Here is a 25,367-nt window from a genome sequence, read left to right on the forward strand (position 1 = left end):
GGAGGGCGGGCATGGGGGAAGGCAAGCCGCGTCGGCGTATGGTGACAGTAGGGGTAAAGAGAGCTTGTTATCGCGGCTGGAGGCGAGGATTTGAGGCGTTTCAAGCCGGTATTTGCGGTGGCATTCGTGCTGGTTCTTTTTATTGGATCCCGGCACATCCTGAAAACTGGCATCGAATGGTTGATGGCACCCTTTCGAGAACATGACCGAACTGCGGAATTCCCCTTGTTTCCAGATCCGGTCGATAAATTGCGGATTGCAACAACCAGGCACCCTTCAAGCTCTGCGTGGATAATGTGTTCAGATAATCAACCTATGCAGTTCGTTCTCAACACACGCATCCCCATCGAAACGACGTACCTTGAGAAGGGAACCTACAAGGACGTCCGCGTACATATATCGCGTTTTTCCCGTATCCGAAGGCGAACAGGGGACATTCGAAACGCGCTCAGCGGTGTAATAACCGGTGCAACATTGCATAGAGGCGACGATAGCGATGTGCTGATAAGTCCCCTCCTTACTGACGAAGTGGTAGCGCTTTTGTCTGGTCCGCCACTGGATGCGCAAGAGGAGGAGCGGCTCAGAATTAGCTTGATGGAAACGGGTACGGAATTGCCGTGGAATGTCGGCAGCACGGCCGTCTCCGAATTCGCCGAGCGGTGTCGCTCCTAAATAGCCATGGGGCGAGCTTCCGGGCTGATTGGGGAACTTTCCCAAACCCCCTTCACCGCTCCATTGCGCCTTTCCCGGCAAGGATATGATCGCGGAATTTGGCAATGCGTGAAATCCGCGTTTCGGATTTCTTCACCGAGCTGAGATTGATCGCATAGCTTTTCTGCCGCCCCGGCGTCAGGTCGCGAAAAGCTTCTGCAAGTTCGGGATCGGAATCCAAAGCCTCGACCAGCTCGTCAGGCAGTTCGATTTCGTTTTCCTCTTTCGGCGGTTTGATGCCCGCCTCAGCATAGCCCATCGCTTCCTTCAGATAGGAGAGGATGACCGGCTCCGTCGCCGCCACCTGCACATTGTCCACAAAGCGGATCATGTCGGGATGCCGCGTATTCGGCCCCTGCTTTTCGAGCACGGCTTCAGGGTCCTTCATCAGTGCCGCGTTGAAAAAACTGAGGCGGAAATCGCCACGGAAGGCGCCGAAGATCACGATATTGCGGCCTGCATGCATGTAGCAGGGATGCCCCCATTTCACCGTCTCGACGAGCCCTGAAGCAAGACAGATCCGGCGAAGCTCGCTCAGTCCATGACCCCATTGCCGCGTCGAACAGTCTGCTGTCGCAAAGCGGTCGCAGCGGCCGCATCCTTTCGCAAAAAAGTCCTCGATGTCGGTGATCATTTCCCTAGCCATTGCCCGGCCTCACTCCGCAGCGATCTTGCCCGCCAGCTCCCGGTTCTTCATCAGCTTGTAGATGACCGAATCCATCAGCGCCTGGAAGGAGGCGTCGATGATGTTTTCCGACACGCCGACCGTCCACCAGCGCACGCCGCTGGAATCGGTCGATTCGATCAGCACGCGGGTGATCGCCTCGGTGCCGCCGTTCAGGATACGCACCTTGAAATCGGCGAGCACGAGGTCGTCGATCTCGTGCTGGTATTTGCCGAAATCCTTGCGCAGCGCCCTGTCGAGCGCGTTGACCGGGCCGTCGCCCTCGGCGACCGACATATGCGTCTCGCCGTCGACGACGATCTTCACCACCGCTTCCGAAACGATCTTGATGCGGCCGTGGGAATCGAACCGGCGCTCGACCATCACGCGGAACCCCTCGACCGAGAAGAAGTCCGGAATGGTGCCGAGCGTGCGGCGGGCGAGCAGTTCGAAACTCGCATCCGCCCCTTCATAGGCATAGCCGGAGGACTCTCGCTCCTTGACGATGGAAATCAGCTGGTCGAGCTTCGGATCGTCCTTGCCGACCTCGATGCCGCGCCGCTTCAGGGCGTTGATGAAATTCGACTTGCCGCCCTGGTCCGACACCATGACCTTGCGGAAATTGCCGACGCTTTCCGGCGTGACGTGTTCGTAGGTGCGCGGGTCCTTGAGCAGCGCCGAGGCATGGATGCCGGCCTTGGTGGCGAAAGCCGAGGCCCCGACATAGGGTGCCTGATGGTGCGGCGAGCGGTTCAGCAGCTCGTCGAAGGCGTGGGAGAGGTTGGTGAGGCCGGTGAGGCGTTCGGCATCGATCGTCGTCTCGAAGCGGCTGGAATAGGCTTCCTTCAGCGACAGCGTGCCGATCAGGGTGACGAGATTGGCATTGCCGCAGCGTTCGCCGATGCCGTTCAGCGTCCCCTGGATCTGCCGACAGCCCGCCTCGATCGCGGCCAGCGAATTGGCGACCGCCTGGCCGGTGTCGTCATGGGCATGGATGCCGAGCGAGGAGCCCGGAATGCCGGCCGCGATCACCGCGGCGACGATCTCGCGCACCTCGTTCGGCTGCGTGCCGCCATTGGTGTCGCAGAGCACCACCCAGCGGGCGCCGGCATCATAGGCGGTTCTCGCGCAGGCAACCGCATAGTCCGGGTTGGCCTTGTAGCCGTCGAAGAAATGCTCGCAATCGACCAGCGCCTCTTTTCCCACATGCCGGGCGGCTTCGACGCTGTCGCGGATGGATTCCAGGTTCTCCTCGTTGGAACAGCCGAGCGCCACCCGCACGTGATAGTCCCAGCTCTTCGCCACGAAACAGATCGCGTCGCTTTTCGCCTGCAGCAGCACGGCAAGGCCGGGATCGTTGGAGGCGGACATGCCGGCACGCTTCGTCATGCCGAAGGCAACGAATTTCGATTTGACCGTCCGCTTCTGCGTAAAGAAGGCGGTGTCGGTCGGATTGGCGCCCGGATAACCGCCCTCCACATAATCGATGCCGAATTCGTCGAGCAGGTTCGAGATGGCGATCTTGTCCTCGACGGAAAAATCGACGCCCGGCGTCTGCTGGCCATCGCGCAGCGTGGTGTCGAAGAGATAGATGCGTTCGCGTGTCATGGGCGCTCCTCCTGGAGCATTGTCGGGCGGTTGCCGGTGATACCCCCCTCTGCCCTGCCGGGCATCTCCCCCACAAGGGGGGAGATCGGCAAGGCGCGCCGGCCTCCCACAATATCAACCGTCTCCGACGCCATTTCGGCAATCGAAAGCTCATCCTGGAGGCGGGACATCGCTGCCATCCGATCTCCCCCCTTGTGGGGGAGATGGCCGGCAGGCCAGAGGGGGGTGTTCTTCAGGCTCATAGGTTGCTCAACCCTTCCCCGCAAATCGGTCCGTCGCCCGGATCAGCCGGTCGGTGATGCCGGGTTCGGAGACCGAGTGGCCGGCGCCTTCGATGATGTGGAAATCCGCGTCCGTCCACACCTTTGAGAGCTGCCAGGCGTATTTCAGCGGGCAGGGCATGTCGTAGCGCCCGTGCACGATGACGCCCGGAATGCCCTTGAGCTTGACCGCGTCGCGCAGGAGCTGACCGTCTTCGAGCCAGCCGGCATTCGTGAAGAAGTGGTTTTCGATGCGCGAGAAGGCGAGCGCGAAATGGTCGTCGTCGTGGCTGGTCGCCAGCTGCGGGTCGGGCAAAAGCGTAATGGTCGAACCCTCCCAGACGCTCCAGGCTTTTGCGCAGCGGATCTGTTCGGCCTTGTCGGTGCCGGTGAGGCGGCGGTGATAGGCGGCCATCATTTCGTGGCGCTCGTTTTCCGGGATCGGAGCGACGAATGCCTCCCACTTGTCCGGAAACATTTCCGAGACGCCGAACTGGTAGTACCAGTCGAGCTCCGGCCTCGTCAGCGTATAGATGCCGCGCACCAGAAGTTCGCTGACGCGCTCCGGATGGGTTTCCGCATAGGCGAGCGCCAGCGTCGATCCCCAGGAGCCGCCGAAGACCTGCCATTTCTCGACGCCGATCATTTCGCGCAGCCGCTCGATATCGGCGACGAGGTGCCAGGTGGTGTTGGCTTCGAGGCTCGCATGCGGGTTGGAGCGGCCGCAGCCGCGCTGGTCGAACAGCAGCACGTCGTAGAGATCAGGGTCGAAGAGCCGCCGCTGGTGCGGAGTGCAGCCGCCGCCCGGCCCCCCATGCAGGAAGACGGCCGGCTTGGCACCCTTGGTGCCCACCCGCTCCCAATAGATCACATGTCCGTCGCCGACATCGAGCTGGCCCGTCTCATAGGGCTCGATCTCCGGATAGAGCGTGCGAAAAATGTCCGTCATGAAAAGTCCTTCATCGTTCATTGCACTTCGGGCGGTTTGGACACGGCAAGGGCAACTAGCCGAGCAGGGCGTAGGCGACGGTTCCCATTGTAATCAGCACCACCCCTGCGGCCTTGGCGATCAATCCATAAGAAGCCGTTTTGGCGTCGTCAGGCCCGGATCGCCGGCCATGTCAGAACCCTTTGGACGGCCATGCAGCCGTGTCGTGGTCGGGGTGCTGGAACGAAATGATCTGCTCCTGCTTGGCCTCTTCGATGACGTCGCGGACCGGCTGTTCGAAGATCGTCGTCACCCAGGGGATGTGCGAGGAATAATTGACCTGGATCTTCGGCGCGAGGTCGTCGCGGTTGTCGAAGGAGCCGATCGAAAGCTCCAGGCCGCCGGGATAACGGTAGGTGAGGGGCGTGCCGCAGTTTTCGCAGAAGCCGCGATCGATATTGACCGATGACTGGAAATATTTGGGCTCGCCACGAGTCCATTCGACGCCGTCCTTCGGCGCACTGACGAGCGGTCCGAAAAAGCCGCCGAAGGCCTTCTGGCACATGCGGCAGTGGCAGATGGAGGCGCGGCCGAGTTCGCCATGGGTGCGGAAGCGCACGGCGCCGCACTGGCAGCCGCCTGTTCTCAAAGTCTCTGTCATTGCTTGTTCTCCGCGGGCCCCTCGATAGGCCAGGTTTCGGTCTCGTGGTCAGGATGCTGGTTGGAGACAATGTCGCTCAGGAAGGGAGCCGAGTCGATATCGTCCATGGTGTGCCGCTCCGGCAGGGTATGCAGCCGGTCGACGAACGGAAGCTTGCCTTCGACGCCGAACTGCACGATCGGCGGCAGCGAGGCGGGGTCGTCGAAACTGCCGGCCGAAATGCCGATGCCGTCGGCGGCCTCATAGGTCATCGGCGTGCCGCAGTTCCCGCAGAAGCCGCGCCGCACATGGTTGGACGACTGGAAGTATTTGAGCTCGCCGCGCGTCCAGGTAAGTTTCGCCTCGCCGATCGCCACCAGCGGCGCGTAGTAGGCGCCGAAGGCCTTCTGGCACATGCGGCAATGGCAGATCGAGGAATCGAAAGGCTCGCCCTGGAGCCTGAAGCGGATGGCGCCGCACTGGCAGCCGCCGGTTCGTGTCACATCGCTCATGGCCTATCCTCCGGTGGCCAGACATCCGTATCGTGATCCGGATGCTGGTGGCTCGTCGCCCTGACGATCTTCTCCTCATCCGGCGTCATGTCCATGGCCGTATCATGCTGAAGGCGGTCGAGTTCCCCGAACCAGGGCATCTTGCGGGCGAGGTTGGTCTGGAGCCGAGGCTTGAGGCCTTGCGGATCGTCGAGCGAGCCCAGCGTGATGCTGATATGGTCGTTGCTTCCGTCGTAAAAGAGCGGCGTGCCGCATTTTTCGCAGAAGCCGCGCCGCACCGTCTCGGAGGACTGGAACCAGGCCGGCTCGCCACGGCTGAAGGAGAAATTCTCCCACTTCACGCCGCCGAGCGGCATGAAATAATTCCCCGCCGCCTTCTGGCACATGCGGCAATGGCAAAGATGCGGGAAACCGATCTCGCCCGTCGTACGATAGCGCACCGCGCCGCACTGGCATCCGCCGGTGTGGATTTCCGTCATGGGCAGGCCTCCTCCGCTGTTCTCACGATATGCAGGCAGACGTTGTCGATGTCGTTCAGGACGTCGTCGTTCCAGAAGCGAAGGACCGTCCAACCATCCCGTTCGAGGCGCAGCGTCCGATCTGCATCGTAACGAAGATTGGTATCGCTGCCATGCTGCGAGCCATCCACCTCCACGATTAGTCGGCGGGTGGGGCAAGCAAAATCGACGATGTAGCCGGCGATCGGGACCTGCCGGCGAAAGCTCAATCCCATAAGTCGGTGGGCGCGAAGGGCGTTCCAGAGTTTCAGCTCTGCGTCCGTCATCACTTTGCGCATGCGCTTGGCATTTGCGCGCCGTTGAGGAGGGACGGGAGTATGAGGCATGCCCAGAACCTCGACGTCTGCGATTGAGGAAACACCCCCCTCTGCCCTGCCGGGCATCTCCCCCACAAGGGGGGAGCTCGGAGAGTAGCGAGCGCATCCGCCTACCTTGAATGTTACAATCTGAGATAGGTGCCTTCGCAAGGCAAGTCGATGTTGCACATTCGCAAAGCTGACGTGTTGCTGCGGATTGGAGTACCGATATCTTAGAGCATGGCTGCGACGATGACGACGGTTAGTGGTCTGGGAAGCCCGCGCGGCTTGCCGATCTCCCCCCGTGTGGGGGAGATGCCCGGCAGGGCAGAGGGGGGTAGCCACAACCGCCATAGCCATCCTACTGTTCCAGGACCATCACGCACCCTCCGGCGCATGGCACACCGCTTCGATATTGTTGCCGTCGAGGTCGAAGACGAAGGCGGCGTAGTAGTTCGGGTGGTAATGCGGCCTCAAGCCAGGCGGGCCGTTGTCGCGGCCGCCGGCAGCGATCGCCGCCGAGTAGAAGGCGTCGACCTCGGCGCGGCTGTTGGCGGTAAAGGCGATATGCTGATGATAATCGGCCGGCGGCGTGCCTTCATGCAGCCAGTAGACTGCCCGCTCGCGGCCATAGCCGCCGACTTTCACGCCGCCGGTATATTCCGCCGGCACCATATACAGCAACGAGGCCCCGAGCGGCGCGAAGGCCGCGTCGTAGAACGACTTGGCGCGGTCGAAATCCGCGACCTTGATGCCCATGTGGTCGATCATCGCCTTTCCCTCCCTTTAACAGGCCTTGCCTATCCTACCGCTTCAGCTCCCAGGTCGTCACCCGCTCGCCGGTTGCGGCGTCCTTGCCGTCCTTGAGTTGAATGCCTTTCTCCGAAAGCTCGTTGCGGATCTTGTCGGCCTCGGCAAAGTTCTTCGCCTTCAAAAGCTCGAGCCGCATGGCGACCAGCGCATCGACGGCCGAGGCGAGCGCCTCGTCCACTTCCGTCTTCTGCGGCAGCACGCCGAGCAGGTTGGCGCTCGCCGCAAACATGGGCAGAAGGGTCTTGTCGGCATGCGCCTCATGGGCAAGCGCATGCAGCGCCTGAATGGCGGCCACCGTGTTGAGATCGTCGGAAAGCGCCTCCAGCACCGTATCGCAGGGCGCGGCGTCGCCCGGATCGGCCGCCGGCCAGCGGGTAAGCAGCCGCTCCGCCTCTTCGAGACGCTTCACGGAAAAATCGATCGGCTCGCGGTAATGGGTCATCAGCATGGCAAGCCGCAGCACGTCGCCCGGCCATTGGCGGCCACCGAACTTTTCCGTGTGCAGCAGATCGTAGATGGTGATGAAATTGCCTTCGGATTTCGACATCTTGCGGCCTTCGACCTGCACGAAGCCGTTATGCATCCAGACATTCGCCATCACGTCCGTGCCATGGGCGCAGCGTGACTGGGCGATCTCGTTTTCGTGGTGCGGGAAGATGAGGTCCAGCCCCCCGCCATGGATATCGAACACCTCGCCGAGATAGCGCTGGCTCATCGCCGAGCACTCGATGTGCCAGCCCGGGCGGCCGCGGCCCCAGGGGCTCTCCCAGCCGGGTTCGTTGTGGGAGGAGAGCTTCCAGAGCACGAAATCGCCCGGGTTCTTCTTGTGCGCGTCGACGGCGACGCGGGCGCCGGCCTGCTGTTCGTCGAGCGGACGCTTGGAGAGTTTTCCGTAATCGCCCATCGACTTCGTATCGAACAGAACCTCGCCGGCCGCGACGTAAGCGTGGCCGCGGGCAATCAGCTTCTCGATGATGTCGACCATCTGCTCGATATTGTCGGTGGCACGAGGTTCGACGGTTGGTTCCAGGCAGCCGAGCGCGGCCACATCCTCGTGGTATTGCGTCTCGGTCTTTTCCGTCACTAGGCGAATCGCCTCGTTGAGCGGCAGGCCGGGATGATCACGCAATGCGCGCGCGTTGATCTTGTCGTCCACGTCGGTGATGTTGCGGGCATAGGAAACATGCGTTTCGCCATAGACCTGGCGCAGCAGCCGGAAGAGCACGTCGAAGACGATCGCCGGTCGCGCGTTGCCGATATGGGCGTAGTCGTAGACCGTCGGGCCGCAGACATACATGCGCACGTTCTCGAGGTCGATCGGCTGGAATGCAGCCTTCTCGCGGGTCAGGGTATTGTAGAGCTTGAGCGTGACGCTCATCGAAATTCTCCCAAAGCAAGCGGCCGGCGGGACCGGGTCGTTTGTCTTCAAGGCTTTTCGAGAGACGAAAACGGCCGGGCCAGCGATCGCGCTAGCGAATAATGATCCCGCAAATGGAAATCGCCGTTTTCATGGAAGAGGTTATGGCGCGGGCAGGAACTTTGGTCAAGTCCTTTGCCTGCGCCAAGGCGATTGCCGTCAGGCTACCCGGCGGCCGATGCCGTTCCGCGCGACCGTCACCAGGAAGATCAGCATGGAGATGACGGTGAGGATCGAACCGATCGCGGCAAGCGCCTCGCCGCCGGAGGACACCGCCATCGCGATGCCCGGCACGATACAGAGGACCCCCAGGAGCGCAAAGCCGAGATGGATCTTTGCCAGCAGGGTATCCGCGGCCTGCGGCGTGACAGTGTAATAGAGCCCGAAGAGGCCCATCGTAGTCCAGCCGATAAGATTGAGATGGGCATGCGCCGGCGCCATGATGTGATCACCTGAGATCGCCATGTGAATGCCCCAGAACATGCCGGCCGTGACGCACAGCACGGCTGCGACGAAGAAGTAGAAAGCGATGTTTCTCATGAGATTGTCCCCCGACAAGTAAGTCCTGCATCCCTCACGCAGGACTCATAGTATAGCGGAAAATCGGGGTTCTATATACGTGGAATAAAGGTTGATCTGAAGCTGCCATGGAAGAGGCTATTCCATAATCGAGGCTTGGCCCTTCTCGATGACGACGTGACGTCCTTGAAGGTCGATGAAGCGCCAGTCCTCCTCCTGCGAACTATCCGGGAAAATCTGGAGGCGGTAGCCACCCGAGAGGAGGAGATCGGCCCCGCCATATTTGTCTGAGGTGACCGACGCGACAACCAGCTCATTGGTCGAGTTTACATGGGATTTTGTAGAACTGTCGTAACCTTTCAGCAGGGCTGCAATCCGGACCAGCTGAAGGTTTCCCGACCTTGCGTCCTCGTCATCTACGTCCGCTCCCTCGCAGGGAGGGACAAAACGGTCGGACGCCCCGGTTACCACTCCATCATCGGAGACAATTCTCCATGGGCATTGGATGTGCAGCGCATATGCTCCAACCGTTCCCTTGCCCGAGATATGCGGGCGAATGTCTCCAAAGTGAAAAACCTTCATGGATGCTGCATCGCGCGCAATACTGAGCTGCAGGCCAACGAGCGCCTGCAGCGTCGCCTGCAGAACAAGTCGAATATCGGACTCAGTCATCGGACCCAGATGTCCTGTTTTGACATGATAGCGTGACGCCGCCGGTTTTGATCTTACTCCGGCGCTTTGAAATCCACGAACCTGTTCTCACGCACCACGAACAGGCGCCCGCTTTCCGTCATTTCGGGGGAGGCGAGGAAAAGCATCTTTTCGGCGACTTCTGAAGGGTGCGGCAGCGTTTCGGGGTCTTCGCCGGGCATGGCCTGGGCGCGCATGGCGGTGCGGGTGGCGCCCGGGTTGACGAGATTGACCCTGAGCGACGTATGCTCGGTTTCGGCAGCCCAGATGCGGCCCATGGTTTCGACGGCCGCCTTGGAGATCGCATAGGCGCCCCAGAAGGGGCGGGGATTGCTGGCGACGCCGGACGACAGGATGAGGGCGCGGCCTGCATCCGATTTTGTCAGCAGCGGTTCGACCGAACGGATCAGCCGCCAGGTGGCAGTGACATTGGTCAGCATCACCTTCTCGAACACCTTCGCCTCGATATGTCCTAGCGGCGAGATGACGCCGAGGATGCCGGCATTGGCCACGAGAATGTCGAGCTTGCCCCAGCGCTCGAAGATCGAGGCGCCGAGCCGGTCGATCGCGGCCATGTCGGTGAGGTCGAACGGGACCAGGGTGGCAGTACCGCCGACCGCCTTGATCGCGTCGTCGAGTTCTTCGAGCCCGCCCACGGTGCGGGCGGTGGCGATCACATGCGCACCGGCCTTGGCAAGCTCGAGCGCGGTGAAATAGCCGATGCCGCGCGAGGCGCCGGTGACCAGCGCGATCCTGTTCTTCAAGTCAATGTCCATCTTGTCACCTCACCCTGTCGCGGCACAAAAAAGAAGGCTGCGTTGCCGCAGCCTTCTAGAGCGTTCAGTGCGAAATGCAAACTGGTCCGTTTGTCTCAGCCGTTGCTGGCGAGCACCGAAACCTTGCGTCCCATCGTTTCGCCGTCCTTGTCGAGGAGGCGGGTCGGATAATCGCCGGTGAAGTAGTGGTCGGTGAACTGCGGGCGGGCGTCGTTACGGTCCTCGCCGCCGACGGCGCGGTAGAGGCCGTTGATCGACAGGAACTGTAGCGAATCCGCGCCGATATACCGGCACATCGCGTCCAGGCTGTCGTACTGGTTGGCGAGCAGCTTTTCGCGATCCGGCGTGTCGATGCCGTAGAAGTCCGGATAGAAGATCATCGGGCTCGCGACGCGGAAATGCACTTCCTTGGCGCCCGCATCGCGGATCATCTGGACGATCTTCAGCGAAGTGGTGCCGCGCACGATCGAATCGTCGACGAGGATGACGCGCTTGCCTTCGATCATCGCGCGGTTCGCCGAATGCTTGAGCTTGACGCCGAAGGCACGGATCTGCTGCGTCGGCTCGATGAAGGTGCGGCCGACATAGTGGTTGCGGATGATGCCGTATTCGAAGGGTATGCCGCTTTCCTGCGCGAAACCGAGAGCGGCCGGCGTGCCGCCATCCGGAACCGGCACGACAACATCGGCGTCGACCGCGGCTTCCTTTGCGAGGTTGATGCCCATGTTCTTGCGCGCCACATAGACGCTGCGGCCGCCGACGACCGAATCCGGCCGGGCGAAATAGACATATTCGAACAGGCAGAGGCGCTCGGACTGACCGTTGCCGGCTTTGCGGGCGTCGATGGTGACCGAGCCGTCTGACTGGATTTCGCAGATGATGACTTCGCCGTTCTCCACGTCGCGGACGAACTTCGCGCCGATGATGTCGAGCGCACAGGTCTCGGAGCAGAAGATCGGTTTGCCGTCGAGTTCGCCCATCACCAGGGGGCGGATGCCGGTGGGATCGCGGGCGGCGATCAGCTTGGTGCGGGTGATCGCCACCATGGAATAACCGCCTTCCATCTGCCGGATCGCATCGATGAAGCGGTCGGCCGTCGAGGCGTAGCGGGAGCGGGCGATGAGATGCAGGACCACTTCCGTATCGGAGGTGGACTGACAGATGGCGCCGCCGGCGATGAGCTGGCGGCGAAGCGTCAGGCCGTTGGTGAAATTGCCGTTGTGGGCAATCGCGATGCCGCCGACTTCCAGTTCCGCAAACAGCGGCTGCACATTGCGCAGCGCCACTTCGCCGGTGGTCGAATAACGGACATGGCCCATGGCGATGTTGCCGGGAAGACGGGCAAGCGTGGCGGGATCGGTATAGTGGTCGCCGACGAGGCCCATCCGGCGTTCGGAGTGGAAGCGCAGGCCGTCGAAGGAGACGATGCCGGCGGCCTCCTGGCCGCGATGCTGCAGGGCGTGCAGGCCGAGTGCCGTCAGCGTCGCCGCATCCGGGTGACCGAGAATCCCGAAGACGCCGCATTCCTCGCGAAGCGTATCGCCATCCCACTCGTTGACGTTGTTGTCGGCGAACGTCTCAGAAACCGGCTCTCTCATCTTGGCCCTTATCCCTTTCGGACAACTTGTCCCTTCGGAAAACGGAAAGGCGGGCCGGGGAAAAACTCCCCGAGCCCCGCCCGTTTTTCACTTTACTGCGAATGATACCACAAATGGTGACGTTTCGCGCTGCATCAAGCGCAAGATAACGTCAATTATTTGTCGCCGGCGCATCTTCCGCCGGCGGCTGCTCCTGGGCGGGCGCACCTTCGGTCGGCGCTGCGTCGCGTCCCAGGATGCGGGCACGGATCTGCGGCTCGATATCGTCGGGCAGCACAGCCTCGAGGCGTGCGACGAGGGTATCGAGGAAAGGCTTCGATTTCGCCTGGGTGACCCAAATCGGCTGCGAGCGCACGTCGACGAGCCAGTTCCAGAAGGCGACGGCGACAACCAGGAGAAGGATGCCGCGGGCCGCGCCGAACAGGAAGCCGAGGGTTCGGTCGAGCGCGCCGATGCGGCTGTCGATGATGAAGTCGGCAATGCGCGTCGTGATGAAGGAGATGATGATCAGCGCAAGCAGGAAGATGATGCCGGCGGAGGCGGCGATCGCGATGCGGTCATCGGTCGTGTAGTTCTTGGCGTAGGGCAGAAGCAGCGGATAAAGGTAATAGGCGGCGGCGACGGAGCCTACCCAGCTTGCGATCGACAGCACTTCCCGCGAAAAACCGCGAACCATGGCGAGCACGGCAGAAAACAGCGTCACGCCGATGACGATACCGTCGAAAATTGTGATGGGCATATAAGAACTACTCCAGACTTGCCGAATTCGCGACAGCCCCCGCTGTCTCGCAGCCGTCATACAACAGCGGACCTGTTAACGGAAGATCAATCATCTTCCGGTGTTTGGCGCAGCTTCGACGAGGAACCCGCAATCCGCGACACCAGGTCCGGCAGGTCTTCGATGGTGACCCAGCGTCCGTTCGCCCCCTTCGGCACTTCGGCGGACGTGGCCGGCAGCATCGCACCCGCAAAACCGAGTTTTTCCGCCTCCTTGAGCCGTTGCGCGGTCTGGGAAACCGGCCTTACCGCACCCGAGAGGCTGATTTCGCCGAAATAGACACAATCGGCAGGCAGGGCAAGCCCGGCAAGCGACGAGACGAGCGCCGACGCGACCGCAAGGTCGGCCGCGGGTTCGGAGATGCGATATCCGCCCGCCACGTTCAGATACACGTCGTGCTGCCCGAGCCTGACGCCGCAATGAGCTTCCAGAACCGCGAGAATCATAGACAGCCGCGACGAATCCCAGCCGACCACGGCCCGCCTCGGCGTTCCGAGCGACGTCTGCGCGACGAGGGCCTGGACCTCGACCAGCACGGGGCGCGTTCCCTCCATGCCTGCAAAGACGGCGGCGCCCGGCGCCTTGGCATTGCGCTCGCCGAGGAAGAGTTCGGAAGGGTTCGACACTTCCCGTAGTCCCTTGTCGGACATTTCGAAGACGCCGATCTCGTCGGTCGGGCCGAACCGGTTCTTGACCGTGCGCAGGATGCGGTAGTGATGGCCGCGGTCGCCCTCGAAATAAAGGACCGCGTCGACCATGTGCTCGACGACCCGCGGTCCGGCGATCTGGCCTTCCTTGGTGACATGGCCGACGAGGACCATGGCAGCGCCCGTCTGCTTGGCAAACCGGATCATCGCATGGACGCCGGTACGCACCTGCGTGACGGTGCCGGGAGCCGAATCGGCCGTGTCGCTCCAGAGCGTCTGGATCGAATCGATGATCACGAGGTCCGGCCGCTTGCCCTCGGCGATGGTCGCAAGAATGTCTTCGACATTGGTCTCGGCGGCGAGCAGCACGTCGCTGTCGGCCGCGCCCAGCCGCTGGGCGCGCAGCCGCACCTGCGCCACGGCCTCTTCGCCCGATACGTAGATGATCCGGTGACCCCGACGGGAGAGGGCGGCCGCGGCCTGCATCAGCAGCGTCGACTTGCCGATGCCGGGATCGCCGCCGATGAGGACGGCCGAGCCGCGCACGAAACCGCCGCCGGTCGCCCGGTCGAGTTCGGATATGCCGGTATGGATGCGAGGTGCTTCCTCAGTCTCCCCCGAAAGCGTGGTCAGCGAGACCGCGCGGCCCTTCTTCGGCACCTTGCCGGGACCGCCGCCGATGCCGCCCATCGGGTCTTCCTCGACGATGGTGTTCCACTCACCGCAGCCGTCGCATTTGCCGGCCCAGCGGTTGTGCACCGTGCCGCAGTTCTGGCACACGAATTGGGTCTTTGGTTTTGCCATGAGGTCAGGTTTCGGTTGAATTGAATAGCTCTGTTTTCCGACGCTTCGAGCGGTCTTCTCCATCCCGATAGAGAAGGGAAAAGCCGTGCCGAGGAAAGCGAAGGCGGGACGACGGGGATGGTTGAGAAGGACGTTGCGTCAGGCCGATCTCCCCCTTGAGGGGGAGATGCCCGGCAGGGCAGAGGGGGGCTGCGGCATGCTCTTCGACAATTGAGTGCACGGCGCCACCCCCCTCTGTCACCTCCGGTGACATCTCCCCCTCAAGGGGGGAGATCAGAGGGAGTTTGCCGCACCGCTTCTTACCCCCATACGACATTGCCCTCGGAGTAAGGAGGGGATTTGCACATACCTTTTGGCGGGTTTCAATAACCGGTCCCCATTCTCTTCTCGTCGGCCATCCGCTTTATGTCGTTTGAGAATTCTTCCGCAGAGGCGTAGGAATGAACGCGGCCGGCTTCGACGTCGTCCAATCCTTCTTGGATCAGCCGTTTCAGCATTTCTGTTTTCGCTTGAAGTTGGCGCAGTCCGACTGCAACGGCCTCGTTCGCGTCCTTATAAACGCCCGCCTTCACCTGCTCTTCAATGAAGGCCTTGTCCTTGTCGCTGAGATGGATCTCGGTCATTTCGATCTCCTTTTGTTCTCGTATAGCACGAGGAGTTTCGGCTTCCAAGAGGGGCAGCACTCACTCGTTCGGATAGATGTAACGCCGCTCGTAGCGCAGCCCGAGGCTGGTGAGCAGCTCGTAGCCGATCGTGCCGGCGGCGCGGGCGACGTCGTCGAGCGGCATGTTCGGGCCGAAGAGTTCGACATAGTCGCCGGTGCGGATTTCGGTCGCCGGAATGTCCGTCACGTCGAAGATCGTCAGATCCATGGTGATGCGGCCGACAACCGGCACCTTGCGGTCTGCGACGAAACCGAAGGCGCCGTCCTTCTCCGCCTGGCGCAGCGGCACGCCGGAGCCGGAAAGCGAACGCATGTAGCCATCCGCATAGCCCGCGGCGACGATGGCAAGCCGGCTGTCGCGCGAAAGCTGGTAGGTGCCGCCATAGCTGACCGTCTCGCCCTTTTTGGCGTCGCGAATCTGGATGATGCGCGCCTCCGCCTTGGCGACCGGCTGCATCGGGTTCGGCAAGCCGCTGACCGCTTCGCCGCCGTAGAGCGCGATGCCGGGACGGGTGAGATCGAAATGGTAGTCGGGGCCGAGAAAGATTCCAGCGGAGGCTGAAAGACTTGCGTCGATACCTTCGAAAGCCTCCGCAACCCTGCGGAAAGATTCGAGTTGCGTCCGGTTGAGCGGTGAGGAGGGCGTATCGCCGCTATGGAGATGCGACAGCACCAGTACCGGTGAAAAGCTCGCCGGTCGCGAAACGTCGTCGGCAAAGGCGATCGCATCCTCGAGCGGAATGCCGAGCCGGTTGAACCCGGTATCGACCTGCAGCGCGCAAGGGTGGTCGCCATGTTCGGCGGTCACCGACATCCAGAAGGCGAGCTGCTCTTCGGATGCGAGCACCGGAACCAGGCCGTTCTCGAAGAACATCTGCTCCTGGCCGGGCCAGATGCCCGAAAGCACATAGATGCGGGCATCGGGGGTATAAGTGCGCAGCGTCACGCCCTCCTGCACGACCGCCACGAAGAAGTCGCGCGCGCCGGCTTCGTAAAGCGCCACGCCGCAATCCTCGAGACCGAGGCCATAGGCATCCGCTTTGACGACGGCGGCGGTGCGGGCGGAACCGGAGCGGCGTGCCATCTCCCGCCAGTTGTCGGCAAGCGCGCCGAGATCGACCGTCAGCCGCACGGGCGCGATCTCGAAGTCGGCGAGTTCGGCGAGGAGATCATCGGGATCGGTCATCGGTCGGTCTTCCATGCGGCGGGGGCGTCCTACTCTGGCTCAAGCCTGAACTATCCGTTCTCGTCAAGGTGGAAACGTCGAATGAGGTCTTTTCGCGACCATCTGGGAAGTCGACACGCAATTGGGCCGGCAAAGGTTGGGGAGGGCGTGCGCGGCTGCGGCGGTCAGCGGGTCGCATAGGCCGCGGCAGCGCGACGTTCCAGATGTTTGCTGAATTTCGACAACGGAAAGCATACAGCGAAGTAGATGAGGGCCACGAAACCGTAGACGACGAACGGCTGGAAGGTGGCGTTGGTGACGATGGTGCCGGCCTTCGACAGTTCGACAAAACCGATGATGGAGGTGAGCGCGGTCCCCTTGATGACCTGGACTGAAAAACCGGCCGTCGGCGGTATGGCGATCCGAAGCGCTTGAGGCAAGATGATCAGCCGCATCTGCTGGACATGGTTGAGGGCAAGGCTCTGCCCCGCCTCCCATTGCCCCTTCGGGATGGATTCCACGCAGCCCCGCCAGATCTCGACGAGGAATGCCGCAGTCCAGCAGATCAGCGCCACACCCGCCGCCAGCCAGGCCGGCACGTCGATGCCGAACAGTCCGAGCCCGAAGAAGGCCAGAAACAATTGCATCAGAAGCGGCGTGCCCTGGAAGAGCTCCACATAGCCGCGCGCGAAATGCCGGCCGAGGGTCGACTTCCCGATTCGAAGGAACAGGATCGCCAGCCCGACAATGCCGCCGCCGATGAAGGATGTGAGGGAAAGGATCAATGTCCAGCGGGTCGCGAGCAACAGGTTGCGCAGGATGTCCCAGGTCGTGAAATCGCTCATCGGGCAGCCACTTTCGGAAAGATCCAGCGGCCCATCTGATTGAGCAATTGACGCAGCGCAATCGCAAACAGCAGATAGATCGCGGTGGAAAGCATATAGGCCTCGAAGGCCCTGAATGTGCGCGACTGGATGAAATTGGCCGCGAAGGTCACGTCCTCGGCGGCGATTTGCGAAACGACCGCCGATCCCAGCATGACGATGACGATCTGCGAGGAGAGCGCCGGCCAGATGCGCTGCAGGGCAGGCACCAGTATCACCAGGCGGAAGGTCTGCAGCGGCCTCAGCGCCAGCGCCGCACCGGCTTCGAACTGGCCCTTTGGCGTGGCCTCGATGCCGGCCCTGATGATTTCGCAGCTATAGGCGCCGAGATTGATGATCATCGCAAGATTTGCCGCCTGCAGTTCCGAGAGCTGAACTCCGACGGAGGGCAGGCCGAAAAAGATGAAGAAAAGCTGGATCATGAAGGGCGTGTTGCGGATCAGTTCCACATAGGCCGCCACCGGCGGGCGGAGCATCTCCGGCCCGAGCGTCCTGATCCAGGCGCATAAAATCCCGAGAAGCACCCCGGCCACCGCGCCGACCAAAGTCAGTTCGACGGTGACGAAAAGCCCCTTCAGGATGACGGGACCATAGTCCCAGATCCAGCTGAAATCGAAGATATAGTGCATCGCGCCCGCCCGTGTCTGTAGAAGTCCGCCGCCCGCGCCAACAGGCGGCGGCAGTCCGAGGAAACGATCAGAGATCGGCGGGCAGCGAAGTCCCGAGCCACTTTTCGGCGATCTTGTTCAACGAGCCGTCGGTCTTGGCGGTGGCGATGATGCCGTTGACCTTTTCGAGCAGAGCGGGTTCGTTCTTGCCGAGGCCGATATAGCAGGGCGAGTTCTTGATGAGGAACTTCGGCTCCGGACGCTTTGGCGGGTTCCGCTCGAGGATCGCGGCGGCGACCACGTTGCCGGTGGCGACGGCTTCGACCTGGCCGGACAGGAAGGCGGAAATCGTGCCGTTGTTGTCTTCGTAGCGCTTGATGGTGGCGCTCGGCGGCGCGACTTTCGTCAGTTCCAGATCTTCGATCGCACCGCGCGTGACGCCGACGGTCTTGCCGGCGAGATCGGCGGTGGACTTGATGTCCAGCCCTGCCGGAGCGAAGACGCCATTGTAGAAGGGAGCGTAGGCGGTGGAGAAATCGACGACCTTTTCGCGGTCGGGATTTTTGCCAAGGCTCGAGATCACCAGATCCACCTTGTTGGTCTGCAGGTAAGGAATGCGGTTTGCGCTCGTGACCGGCACGAGTTCAACCTTCACGCCGAGCTTTTCGGCGATCAGCGTTGCCATATCGATGTCATAGCCTTTAGCGGCCATGTCGGCGCCGACGCTGCCGAAAGGCGGGAAATCCTGTGGTACCGCGACACGCAGTTTGCCGCTGGACTTGATGCTTTCCAGCGCATCGGCCAGCGCCGGAAGCGGCCCTGCAAGAGTGGCGGCAATAGCGGCCGTTGCTGCGAAGGCGCGTGAGATGAAGGTTCGACGTTGCATGAATGCTCCCCTGTTTGGTCTGGAAACAGGAGAGCAATCCCCATGCCAATTGCATTAGGGATAGCCGAATTGTCGGAAGTCTCGGGAGGCCCCTATGTCACGAAACGACTGCGGAGCTTCCTGTTGCTCAAAAAACAGGCAGGCCTGCCGCCATCAGTGCTCTTCGTACTGCGTGAAGCTCGGGTCGGCGAGATCGGCGAAGCGGGTATATTCCGACTGGAAGGCCAGTTTGACGGTGCCGGTCGGCCCGTGACGCTGCTTGGCGATGATGACGTCCGCCGTGCCCTTCACCTTGTCCATGTGCGCTTCCCATTCCGGGTATTTCGGATCGGAAATGTCGCGCGGCTCCATGTTCTTCACATAGTATTCCTCACGGAACACGAAGAGCACGACGTCGGCGTCCTGTTCGATCGAGCCGGATTCGCGAAGGTCGGAGAGCTGCGGGCGTTTGTCGTCGCGGCTTTCCACCTGTCGCGAAAGCTGCGACAGCGCGATGATCGGCACGTTGAGTTCCTTGCCGAGCGCCTTCAGGCCGGTGGTGATCTGGGTGATTTCCTGCACGCGGTTCTCGCCGGATTTGCCCGAGCCGGTCATCAGCTGGATATAGTCGACCACCAGGCAATCGAGGCCGCGCTGGCGCTTCAGGCGGCGGGCGCGGGCGGAAAGCTGGGCGATCGAGATACCGCCGGTCTGGTCGATGAAGAGCGGCACCTTCTGCATCATCTGGGAGCAGGCGACGAGCTTTTCGAAATCCGCCTCGGTGATGTCGCCACGACGGATCTTCGACGAGGAGACTTCCGTCTGCTCGGAAATGATACGGGTGGCGAGCTGTTCGGCCGACATTTCGAGCGAATAGAAGCCGACGACACCGCCGTTCCTCGCCTTGAAGGAGCCGTCGGGCTGCACTTCCGGCTCGTAGGAGGCGGCGATATTGTAGGCGATGTTGGTGGCAAGCGAGGTCTTGCCCATGCCGGGGCGTCCCGCGAGCACGATCAAGTCGGAGCGCTGCAACCCGCCCATCTTGCTGTCGAGCGACATGATGCCGGTCGAGATGCCGGAGAGATGGCCGTCGCGCTCGAACGCCTGACCGGCCATGTCGATGGCGAGCGCCACCGCATCGTTGAAGGACTGGAAGCCGCCGTCGTAACGGCCGGTTTCGGCCAGTTCGAAGAGGCGGCGTTCGGTATCCTCGATCTGCGTCTGCGGCGGCATGTCGAGCGGCGCGTCATAGGCGATGTTGACCATGTCCTCGCCGATGGTGATCAGCGCGCGGCGCAGCGCCAGATCGTAGATCGCCCGGCCATAATCCTCGGCGTTGATGATCGAAACGGCTTCGGCGGCAAGACGGGCGAGATACTGGGCGACCGTCAGGTCGCCGACCTTGTCGTCGGCGGGCAGGAAGGTCTTGATCGTCACCGGGTTGGCGGTCTTGCCCATGCGGATGATGTCGCCGGCAACCTCGAAGATCCTGCGGTGCAGCGGCTCGTGGAGGTGGACCGGCTTCAGGAAATCCGAGACACGGTAATAGGCGTCGTTATTGACCAGGATCGCGCCGAGCAGCGCCTGTTCGGCCTCGATATTGTTCGGTGCTTCCCGGTAGTGGGGCTCCGCGTCCTTGTTGCTGATCGCCGTCAGCTTGCGTGCTACGTCCTGCATGTTACCCAATCAGGTCTTTTTTGGAATCGTGCGATCCTACAGCAGTTTGCGGCGGATGAACGGACGGCCCGAAGAGAATCTCCAGAATCCGACGATCTCCACAGTCCCGCCGCGAGCTTGTGGATAACGCGCTACCAATCGAACAAGATGATTTGACCGTGACAAAACGATCATTCGCTCTGTCACGGTCCCTGCAGGATAAGCCTTCCGCAGATTCGCGACAAGGCATCATTGGGTGTCGGAGACGGCAATCCCGGCGATATGGCGCCCCAGGAAGCGCATGCTGCCTGAGAAATCCCTTTCCACCAGGGAGTCTATGCCGAACCCGCCGTTGGCGATTTTCGAAAGCGGGTCGCGGACCAGATTGCAGCCGCCGGCAAGAAGCCGCCAGCCGGCATTCATCCTCCTTTGGACATGCGGAAGGATCTTTCCCTGAGCGGCGGCATGTTCGAGGAAGATGAGCCGTCCGCGCGGCCGCAATACCCGCCGGATCTCGGCAAGAGCCTTCTCCGTATCGGGGATCGTGCAGAGGACATAGCTTGCGACGACGGTGTCGACCGACTGCGTTTCCACCGGCAACTCTTCGGCGGAGGCCTCCATCAGCCGGACATTCCTGCCGAGGTCGCACGCTCTGCGATGAGCCATCGCCAGCATCTTGGTATCCGGATCGATTCCGACCAGGGTCCTGATCTTGTCCCTGTCGTAGAGGTCCAGGTTGTGGCCCGATCCGATACCGATCTCCAGCACGTCGCCGGCAGCAGCCGGTATCATGCGCTCGCGCATGGTCCTGAACGGCGATGCGCCGCATGCTATGGTGACGACGGACCGTCCGACGGATGAGAGAACTCTTTCACACAGATTGCACATGACGCACCTCGCGCTTGCAACTGTTGAAAGAAGTCCACGATGATCGGGACGGAAGCAGAAGCACCCAGGGCGGTGCCGGGATTGCTTCCGGGGACGATCTGAATCGGCGTCCCGGATATGGCCGCTGCGGCAACGCTCGGCTCGCAGGAGCAGGAACGCTGATCGTCGAAGGGCCGGGGAGACCGAAACGGGTGGAGGATCGCGTCTTCGCGTGATTGATATTCATTGGATGGGCCTTTCTTCATATAATGATTGTCTTGTCGGACGGATCGGACCCTAGCTGCGTAGCGTCCCTTCACCGTCCCTTGGGGAGGGGGTGTGATGACGAAGGTTGCGGCAAAGGCCGACCTGCCGTTCCGGCTGCGGCTTCGCCTTTTCGGTTATCCTGATGTCAGCGTGAATGACGCCGCACTGCAGTTGGGAGAGCGCAGGGCGCTCGCTCTCATCATCTACCTTGCCGCGGCGAAGGGACCGGTTCCGCGGGAAACCGTATCGGCTCTTCTCTGGCCGGAGGCCGACGGCGAGACGGCACGGGTTCGGCTGCGGCGGCTTATTTACAAGATACGCCAGGCGGTCAGAGCCGACATTGTCGAGAGCGACCGCGCGAACATGCGTCTGTCGGAGCGCGTGGCCGTGGACAGCGACGTCGCCACCTTCGAGAACCTGCTGGCGCGTCACGGCTTCGCGGATGCGGAGCGCGTGTATGCGTCAGACTTCCTCGAGGGTTTCCACCTCGATGAGGCGTCGGACCTGGAGGAATGGATATTCTTCCGTCGCGAAGCGCTGCGGGGACGTCTGGTGCACGCTCTGGAAAGGCTGATCCAGTCGGCATTCGAGGAACGGCGGTTCGCGGATGCCGCCAAATTCGCCGGGCGCCTGGTGGAATGCGATCCGCTCAACGAGGCAGCGCATCGCCAGCTGATAAGAGCGGCCGCCGAGGGCGGAGATTTCGTGTCGGCACGGCGGCACTACCAGTTTTGCGCCGATCTGTTGCAGCGCAGCCTCGGGGTCTCGCCGTCCGAGGAAACACGCGCCTTGCAGCATGCACATGCTGCCTCGGCCTCGCAGCCTCTCCTGCCGGCCTCGGTCGTGAGATATGTCGCGGTGGACGGTCTGCACGTGGCCTACAGGACGGTGGGGGATGGGCCGGTCGACATCCTGCTTGTTCCCGGCTTCGTCTCGCATGTGGAGCGGACGTTCGAGGATGAGCATTGTCGCCGATGGATCGAGCGGGTCGCAAAGCTTGGACGCGTCATCCTGTTCGACCGGCGTGGTGTGGGGCTTTCGGACAGGGCGGAGGCTTGCCCGACGCCCGAAGCCGTTGCCCGGGACATGGCGGCCGTGCTGGATGCAGCGCAGAGCAAGAGAGCCATCGTCGTCGGGGCTTCGGAGGGAGGACCCGGAAGCATTTTCTTTGCCGCCCGCTACCCCGGCCGCGTTCGGCGCCTGATCCTCTGGGGGGCCATGGCAAAGGGATGCAGGAGCCCCGACTATCCGTTCGCTCTGGATAGTCAGCAGTTCGACCTGTGGCTCCGCAGGATTACGAAGGAATGGGGCGGAGCGTTGGATCTGCGCACGTTTGCGCCGAGCCTGGCGGGAGATGCCCTGACGCAGCAATGGTGGGCCAGTCTGCTGCGGGCAGCGTCGAGCCCGGGTTCCATGCGGACCGTATTATCGGCCTTGCGGGACGTCGACGTCCGTCCTCTTCTTCCTCAGATCCCGGTTCCTACGACCGTAATGCATCGGAAGGGAGATCGGGCCGTGAGGATGGAAGCAGCAGTCTATATGGCCGAGAACATTCCGGATGCCCGGCTTCTCCTTGTCGAAGGAGAGGATCATTGGTTCTGGGCGGGAGACCAGGAGCCCTTGATCCGCGAAATCGAGGCCGCAGCAAACCCCTAAGTCTAAAAAGCGAAACGCCCGGGCAAGAACCCGGGCGTTTCCTTTGATCTGGTCGACAGACGATTATTCTTCGTCGTTGTCGCGATCGGCTTCCGGATCGAAGAAGTCTTCCGGACGCAGAGCGTCTTCGTCGACGCCGTAGATGGCGTCGACGGAGGTGAGGCTTTCGCCCTTGGCCTGACGACCGGCTTCTTCCGGCGAACGGGCAACGTTCACTTCGATCGAAATCTCGACTTCGGCGTGCAGGTGCAGCGTCACCTTGTGCAGGCCGATGGCCTTGATCGGGTGGTTGAGGTCGACCTGGTTGCGGCCGACGTTGAAGCCTTCGGCAGCCAGCGTATCGAGGATGTCGCGAGCGGCGACCGAGCCGTAGAGCTGGCCGGTTTCGCCAGCCGAGCGGACGATGATGAAGGACTTGCCGTCGAGCACTTCGGCAACCTTCTGGGCTTCGCCCTTGCGCTCGAGGTTGCGGGCTTCAAGCGTTGCGCGTTCGGATTCGAAACGCTTCTTGTTGGCGTCGTTGGCGCGCAATGCCTTGCCCTGCGGCAGCAGGAAGTTACGGGCATAACCGTCACGGACCTTTACGACTTCGCCCATCTGGCCGAGCTTCGGTACGCGTTCAAGCAGAATGACTTGCATGGTTCAGTTCCTTTCGATCAGTCAATTCTTGTTTTCGTTGGGATTGGCAGAAGACTTCGCCGGCGTCAGTGCGATCGTCCGCCGCGTGTCGGACAGGCCGAGCAGGAGGATGCCGATCGCCGGCAGGAGAAGCATGGATGAGAGGTAGCAAAGAATGAGCACGGGCACGCGCCAGTCCTTGCCCTGGCTGCGGAAGTGGAGGGAAGCAAAGCCCGCCATCAGGAAGCCGGCGCCGAACGTGCCGCAGATCACGGCGCCGACCATCGCCGGCACGCCGCCCAGGAAGGTCATGACGATACCGGCGAGGAAGATGAAGATCGCATGCCGGTTCATGCGCAGCGCCGAGGGCATGTCCTCGCGCGGGCGAAGCGCCCGGCCCGAACGGGAAACGACGCGGACGGCGAGATAGAAGGCCGCAAACAGCAGCATGACCCAGACACCGCCCTGCACCAGCGGCAGCATCAGCACGATCATCGCCTTGGTCTGCGCCATCCCGGATGGATCCGGCGTGAAGGCGGGTTCCTGGGCCTTGAATACCTCGATCATCGCCTCGACCATCTGGTCGGTCAGTTCCGGGCCGTAGCCGATCGCGATGCCGAGCGCGATGACGGCGATCGTCACCAGGCCGCACAGATGCAGGAGGATGTCCGAAATCGGATACCAGGCCATCAGATGGTCCGGGCCGCCGAGTTCCGACGCCGGCCGCGCCAGGTTGGCGAGATGCGAAAGCCAGCCGGCGGGGATCAGCGTGAAGAACGCCATGGCGAGCGCAAAAAGCGGAGAAACCAGAGCGGATCCGAGCACGGCGGCCGTCAGGATGCCGACGACGGCGGCGCGATTGCCCCAGCCGAGGCCGGCAATCAGAATGGGAAGCGCGGAAGCGGCATAGAGAAGGGATGCAAAAGACGACTGCGCACTCGCGCCCAGCACCAGCAGGGTAGCGGCAATGCCGGCAATGATGCCGATCGGCAGTACGGTTTGAATCTTGTTCGTCACGGTCTCGCTGTCCTGCTCAGTCAAGCAGTTAGGGGATCACGCCTGGTTCGATTTCTCAGGCACTTCATCCCCAACATGGGATTAAGAAAGCTTCCGATCCGCGCCCATCGCGAAAGGGAAATGGACCCGCCGACTTTTGATCAGCGGGTCCAAAAGTTCAGATTACGCCAGGACGTAAGGCAGCAGGCCGAGGAAACGGGCGCGCTTGATCGCCTGGGCGAGTTCGCGCTGCTTCTTCTGGGAAACGGCCGTGATGCGGGACGGAACGATCTTGCCGCGCTCGGAAATGTAGCGCTGCAGCAGGCGTACGTCCTTGTAGTCGATCCGCGGCGCATTGGCGCCCGAGAACGGGCAGGTCTTGCGGCGGCGATGGAACGGACGGCGAGCCGGTGAGGAGGATACGTCAGCCATTTTTTCTTATCCTTATAGCCAATTACGCTTCACGCGGCGGGCGCGGGGCGCGCTCGAAGCCGCCTTCACGCGGACCACGGTCCGGACGGTCGCCGAAATCGCGGCGCGGCGGACGATCGCCGAAGTCGCGGCGCGGGCCACGGTCGTCGCCGTCACGGCGCGGACGGTCGTCACGGTCGCGCTTCTGCATCATCGCGGACGGACCTTCCTCGTGCTTCTCGACGGCAATCGTCATGTAGCGCAGGACGTCTTCGTTGATGCGCATCTGGCGCTCCATCTCGTGCACGGCAGGAGCCGGCGCGTCGATGTCCATCAGAGCGTAATGAGCCTTGCGGTTCTTCTTGATGCGGTAGGTGAGGGACTTGAGGCCCCAGTTTTCTACGCGCCCGACCTTGCCGCCGTTAGCTTCGAGGACGCCCTTGTACTGTTCGACGAGGGCATCAACCTGCTGCGGGGACATATCCTGCCGGGCAAGGAATACGTGTTCGTAAAGAGCCATGTAAGCTTTTG

At 62.1% G+C, this 25,367-nt stretch carries 29 protein-coding genes; 2 read left to right on the forward strand and 27 right to left on the reverse strand.

All coding sequences use genetic code 11. The features are described 5' to 3' along the window. Positions 1–90 precede the first annotated feature (90 nt). Positions 91–672 carry a hypothetical protein gene (locus tag C5L13_RS28835; RefSeq protein ID WP_158693513.1) on the forward strand — a complete coding sequence of 194 codons (582 nt, stop codon included), beginning with the start codon at positions 91–93 and terminating at the stop codon, positions 670–672. A 52-nt stretch (positions 673–724) separates the two neighbouring features. Here the strand turns inward: C5L13_RS28835 and C5L13_RS23600 are convergent, their stop codons facing one another. The 23 genes from C5L13_RS23600 to C5L13_RS23710 all read right to left on the reverse strand — a co-directional run bounded on the left by C5L13_RS23600 (position 725) and on the right by C5L13_RS23710 (position 20,909). Next, the gene (locus C5L13_RS23600; RefSeq protein WP_105385719.1) at positions 725–1,345 is read right to left on the reverse strand and encodes a YdeI/OmpD-associated family protein; all 621 of its coding nucleotides are present in this window, start codon (positions 1,343–1,345) and stop codon (positions 725–727) included. A 21-nt stretch (positions 1,346–1,366) separates the two neighbouring features. Further along, positions 1,367–2,983, reverse strand: coding sequence for a citramalate synthase (gene cimA / locus C5L13_RS23605; RefSeq protein ID WP_105385720.1), 1,617 nt, complete (start codon positions 2,981–2,983; stop codon positions 1,367–1,369). Continuing rightward, the gene (locus tag C5L13_RS23610; RefSeq protein ID WP_170117314.1) at positions 2,980–3,162 is read right to left on the reverse strand and encodes a hypothetical protein; all 183 of its coding nucleotides are present in this window, start codon (positions 3,160–3,162) and stop codon (positions 2,980–2,982) included. The genes cimA and C5L13_RS23610 overlap by 4 nt, the downstream gene beginning before the upstream one ends. 70 nt (positions 3,163–3,232) lie before the next feature. Then, a complete protein-coding gene (pip, locus tag C5L13_RS23615; RefSeq protein WP_105385840.1) occupies positions 3,233–4,192 on the reverse strand; it encodes a prolyl aminopeptidase in 960 nt (319 codons plus the stop codon). A 172-nt stretch (positions 4,193–4,364) separates the two neighbouring features. Beyond that, positions 4,365–4,832, reverse strand: coding sequence for a GFA family protein (locus tag C5L13_RS23620; protein ID WP_105385721.1), 468 nt, complete (start codon positions 4,830–4,832; stop codon positions 4,365–4,367). Beyond that, positions 4,829–5,323 (reverse strand): GFA family protein, encoded by a 495-nt coding sequence (locus C5L13_RS23625; RefSeq protein ID WP_105385722.1) that lies wholly within the window; start codon positions 5,321–5,323, stop codon positions 4,829–4,831. The genes C5L13_RS23620 and C5L13_RS23625 overlap by 4 nt, the downstream gene beginning before the upstream one ends. Beyond that, positions 5,320–5,802 (reverse strand): GFA family protein, encoded by a 483-nt coding sequence (locus tag C5L13_RS23630; protein WP_105385723.1) that lies wholly within the window; start codon positions 5,800–5,802, stop codon positions 5,320–5,322. The genes C5L13_RS23625 and C5L13_RS23630 overlap by 4 nt, the downstream gene beginning before the upstream one ends. After that, positions 5,799–6,167, reverse strand: coding sequence for an endonuclease domain-containing protein (locus tag C5L13_RS23635; RefSeq protein ID WP_105385724.1), 369 nt, complete (start codon positions 6,165–6,167; stop codon positions 5,799–5,801). The genes C5L13_RS23630 and C5L13_RS23635 overlap by 4 nt, the downstream gene beginning before the upstream one ends. A 348-nt stretch (positions 6,168–6,515) precedes the next feature. Next, positions 6,516–6,908 (reverse strand): VOC family protein, encoded by a 393-nt coding sequence (locus tag C5L13_RS23640; protein WP_105385725.1) that lies wholly within the window; start codon positions 6,906–6,908, stop codon positions 6,516–6,518. A 34-nt stretch (positions 6,909–6,942) separates the two neighbouring features. Beyond that, on the reverse strand, positions 6,943–8,328 hold the full coding sequence (gene cysS, locus C5L13_RS23645; RefSeq protein WP_105385726.1) for a cysteine--tRNA ligase: 1,386 nt from the start codon (positions 8,326–8,328) through the stop codon (positions 6,943–6,945). 198 nt (positions 8,329–8,526) lie between these two features. Next, positions 8,527–8,907 (reverse strand): hypothetical protein, encoded by a 381-nt coding sequence (locus C5L13_RS23650; RefSeq protein WP_105385727.1) that lies wholly within the window; start codon positions 8,905–8,907, stop codon positions 8,527–8,529. A gap of 117 nt (positions 8,908–9,024) precedes the next feature. Further along, positions 9,025–9,558 (reverse strand): hypothetical protein, encoded by a 534-nt coding sequence (locus tag C5L13_RS23655; RefSeq protein ID WP_105385728.1) that lies wholly within the window; start codon positions 9,556–9,558, stop codon positions 9,025–9,027. 53 nt (positions 9,559–9,611) lie between these two features. Next, on the reverse strand, positions 9,612–10,352 hold the full coding sequence (locus tag C5L13_RS23660) for an SDR family NAD(P)-dependent oxidoreductase (protein WP_105385729.1): 741 nt from the start codon (positions 10,350–10,352) through the stop codon (positions 9,612–9,614). 95 nt (positions 10,353–10,447) lie between these two features. Beyond that, positions 10,448–11,950, reverse strand: coding sequence for an amidophosphoribosyltransferase (purF, locus tag C5L13_RS23665; protein ID WP_105385730.1), 1,503 nt, complete (start codon positions 11,948–11,950; stop codon positions 10,448–10,450). A gap of 151 nt (positions 11,951–12,101) precedes the next feature. Then, positions 12,102–12,689, reverse strand: a complete 588-nt coding sequence (locus C5L13_RS23670) for a CvpA family protein (protein WP_105385731.1) — start codon at positions 12,687–12,689, stop codon at positions 12,102–12,104. A gap of 86 nt (positions 12,690–12,775) precedes the next feature. Then, complete coding sequence (gene radA / locus C5L13_RS23675; protein WP_105385732.1) at positions 12,776–14,179, reverse strand: DNA repair protein RadA; 1,404 nt, start codon at positions 14,177–14,179, stop codon at positions 12,776–12,778. A gap of 362 nt (positions 14,180–14,541) precedes the next feature. Continuing rightward, positions 14,542–14,802 (reverse strand): type II toxin-antitoxin system ParD family antitoxin, encoded by a 261-nt coding sequence (locus tag C5L13_RS23680; RefSeq protein ID WP_105385733.1) that lies wholly within the window; start codon positions 14,800–14,802, stop codon positions 14,542–14,544. A 60-nt stretch (positions 14,803–14,862) separates the two neighbouring features. Beyond that, positions 14,863–16,029, reverse strand: a complete 1,167-nt coding sequence (gene alr, locus C5L13_RS23685; protein WP_105385734.1) for an alanine racemase — start codon at positions 16,027–16,029, stop codon at positions 14,863–14,865. Between the two features lie 164 nt (positions 16,030–16,193). After that, positions 16,194–16,853 (reverse strand): amino acid ABC transporter permease, encoded by a 660-nt coding sequence (locus C5L13_RS23690; protein ID WP_105385735.1) that lies wholly within the window; start codon positions 16,851–16,853, stop codon positions 16,194–16,196. Next, positions 16,850–17,521, reverse strand: a complete 672-nt coding sequence (locus C5L13_RS23695; protein WP_105385736.1) for an amino acid ABC transporter permease — start codon at positions 17,519–17,521, stop codon at positions 16,850–16,852. Before C5L13_RS23695 ends, C5L13_RS23690 begins: the two co-directional genes overlap by 4 nt. A gap of 67 nt (positions 17,522–17,588) precedes the next feature. Then, entirely contained in the window at positions 17,589–18,386 is a 798-nt protein-coding gene (locus tag C5L13_RS23700) for a transporter substrate-binding domain-containing protein (RefSeq protein ID WP_105385737.1), read from the reverse strand. A gap of 153 nt (positions 18,387–18,539) precedes the next feature. After that, on the reverse strand, positions 18,540–20,042 hold the full coding sequence (locus C5L13_RS23705) for a replicative DNA helicase (protein ID WP_105385738.1): 1,503 nt from the start codon (positions 20,040–20,042) through the stop codon (positions 18,540–18,542). Between the two features lie 228 nt (positions 20,043–20,270). Continuing rightward, positions 20,271–20,909 (reverse strand): class I SAM-dependent methyltransferase, encoded by a 639-nt coding sequence (locus C5L13_RS23710; protein WP_105385739.1) that lies wholly within the window; start codon positions 20,907–20,909, stop codon positions 20,271–20,273. Between the two features lie 321 nt (positions 20,910–21,230). Between C5L13_RS23710 and C5L13_RS23715 the strand changes: the two genes are divergently transcribed. Next, positions 21,231–22,811 carry an alpha/beta hydrolase gene (locus C5L13_RS23715; protein WP_105385740.1) on the forward strand — a complete coding sequence of 527 codons (1,581 nt, stop codon included), beginning with the start codon at positions 21,231–21,233 and terminating at the stop codon, positions 22,809–22,811. 63 nt (positions 22,812–22,874) lie between these two features. On the opposite strand, the gene rplI is transcribed toward C5L13_RS23715, so the two are convergent. The 4 genes from rplI to rpsF form a co-directional block, all read right to left on the reverse strand. Further along, positions 22,875–23,450, reverse strand: a complete 576-nt coding sequence (gene rplI, locus C5L13_RS23720; RefSeq protein WP_105385741.1) for a 50S ribosomal protein L9 — start codon at positions 23,448–23,450, stop codon at positions 22,875–22,877. A 21-nt stretch (positions 23,451–23,471) separates the two neighbouring features. Continuing rightward, a complete protein-coding gene (locus C5L13_RS23725) occupies positions 23,472–24,446 on the reverse strand; it encodes a YybS family protein (protein WP_105385841.1) in 975 nt (324 codons plus the stop codon). 162 nt (positions 24,447–24,608) lie between these two features. Next, a complete protein-coding gene (gene rpsR / locus C5L13_RS23730; RefSeq protein ID WP_105373679.1) occupies positions 24,609–24,857 on the reverse strand; it encodes a 30S ribosomal protein S18 in 249 nt (82 codons plus the stop codon). A 22-nt stretch (positions 24,858–24,879) separates the two neighbouring features. Next, complete coding sequence (gene rpsF, locus C5L13_RS23735) at positions 24,880–25,356, reverse strand: 30S ribosomal protein S6 (RefSeq protein ID WP_105385742.1); 477 nt, start codon at positions 25,354–25,356, stop codon at positions 24,880–24,882. Positions 25,357–25,367: the final 11 nt, after the last annotated feature.

The organism is Neorhizobium alkalisoli (assembly GCF_002968635.1).
Lineage (GTDB): Bacteria > Pseudomonadota > Alphaproteobacteria > Rhizobiales > Rhizobiaceae > Neorhizobium > Neorhizobium alkalisoli.

Excerpts from the sequence above, each read along its gene's own strand:
- C5L13_RS23600 (WP_105385719.1), bottom strand. The coding sequence starts at position 1,345 with ATGATCACCGACATCGAGGACTTTTTTGCGAAAGGATGCGGCCGCTGC.
- cimA (WP_105385720.1), bottom strand. The coding sequence starts at position 2,983 with ATGACACGCGAACGCATCTATCTCTTCGACACCACGCTGCGCGATGGC.
- C5L13_RS23610 (WP_170117314.1), bottom strand. The coding sequence starts at position 3,162 with ATGGCAGCGATGTCCCGCCTCCAGGATGAGCTTTCGATTGCCGAAATG.
- pip (WP_105385840.1), bottom strand. The coding sequence starts at position 4,192 with ATGACGGACATTTTTCGCACGCTCTATCCGGAGATCGAGCCCTATGAG.
- C5L13_RS23620 (WP_105385721.1), bottom strand. The coding sequence starts at position 4,832 with ATGACAGAGACTTTGAGAACAGGCGGCTGCCAGTGCGGCGCCGTGCGC.
- C5L13_RS23625 (WP_105385722.1), bottom strand. The coding sequence starts at position 5,323 with ATGAGCGATGTGACACGAACCGGCGGCTGCCAGTGCGGCGCCATCCGC.
- C5L13_RS23630 (WP_105385723.1), bottom strand. The coding sequence starts at position 5,802 with ATGACGGAAATCCACACCGGCGGATGCCAGTGCGGCGCGGTGCGCTAT.
- C5L13_RS23635 (WP_105385724.1), bottom strand. The coding sequence starts at position 6,167 with ATGCCTCATACTCCCGTCCCTCCTCAACGGCGCGCAAATGCCAAGCGC.
- C5L13_RS23640 (WP_105385725.1), bottom strand. The coding sequence starts at position 6,908 with ATGATCGACCACATGGGCATCAAGGTCGCGGATTTCGACCGCGCCAAG.
- cysS (WP_105385726.1), bottom strand. The coding sequence starts at position 8,328 with ATGAGCGTCACGCTCAAGCTCTACAATACCCTGACCCGCGAGAAGGCT.
- C5L13_RS23650 (WP_105385727.1), bottom strand. The coding sequence starts at position 8,907 with ATGAGAAACATCGCTTTCTACTTCTTCGTCGCAGCCGTGCTGTGCGTC.
- C5L13_RS23655 (WP_105385728.1), bottom strand. The coding sequence starts at position 9,558 with ATGACTGAGTCCGATATTCGACTTGTTCTGCAGGCGACGCTGCAGGCG.
- C5L13_RS23660 (WP_105385729.1), bottom strand. The coding sequence starts at position 10,352 with ATGGACATTGACTTGAAGAACAGGATCGCGCTGGTCACCGGCGCCTCG.
- purF (WP_105385730.1), bottom strand. The coding sequence starts at position 11,950 with ATGAGAGAGCCGGTTTCTGAGACGTTCGCCGACAACAACGTCAACGAG.
- C5L13_RS23670 (WP_105385731.1), bottom strand. The coding sequence starts at position 12,689 with ATGCCCATCACAATTTTCGACGGTATCGTCATCGGCGTGACGCTGTTT.
- radA (WP_105385732.1), bottom strand. The coding sequence starts at position 14,179 with ATGGCAAAACCAAAGACCCAATTCGTGTGCCAGAACTGCGGCACGGTG.
- C5L13_RS23680 (WP_105385733.1), bottom strand. The coding sequence starts at position 14,802 with ATGACCGAGATCCATCTCAGCGACAAGGACAAGGCCTTCATTGAAGAG.
- alr (WP_105385734.1), bottom strand. The coding sequence starts at position 16,029 with ATGACCGATCCCGATGATCTCCTCGCCGAACTCGCCGACTTCGAGATC.
- C5L13_RS23690 (WP_105385735.1), bottom strand. The coding sequence starts at position 16,853 with ATGAGCGATTTCACGACCTGGGACATCCTGCGCAACCTGTTGCTCGCG.
- C5L13_RS23695 (WP_105385736.1), bottom strand. The coding sequence starts at position 17,521 with ATGCACTATATCTTCGATTTCAGCTGGATCTGGGACTATGGTCCCGTC.
- C5L13_RS23700 (WP_105385737.1), bottom strand. The coding sequence starts at position 18,386 with ATGCAACGTCGAACCTTCATCTCACGCGCCTTCGCAGCAACGGCCGCT.
- C5L13_RS23705 (WP_105385738.1), bottom strand. The coding sequence starts at position 20,042 with ATGCAGGACGTAGCACGCAAGCTGACGGCGATCAGCAACAAGGACGCG.
- C5L13_RS23710 (WP_105385739.1), bottom strand. The coding sequence starts at position 20,909 with ATGTGCAATCTGTGTGAAAGAGTTCTCTCATCCGTCGGACGGTCCGTC.
- C5L13_RS23715 (WP_105385740.1), top strand. The coding sequence starts at position 21,231 with ATGACGAAGGTTGCGGCAAAGGCCGACCTGCCGTTCCGGCTGCGGCTT.
- rplI (WP_105385741.1), bottom strand. The coding sequence starts at position 23,450 with ATGCAAGTCATTCTGCTTGAACGCGTACCGAAGCTCGGCCAGATGGGC.
- rpsR (WP_105373679.1), bottom strand. The coding sequence starts at position 24,857 with ATGGCTGACGTATCCTCCTCACCGGCTCGCCGTCCGTTCCATCGCCGC.
- rpsF (WP_105385742.1), bottom strand. The coding sequence starts at position 25,356 with ATGGCTCTTTACGAACACGTATTCCTTGCCCGGCAGGATATGTCCCCG.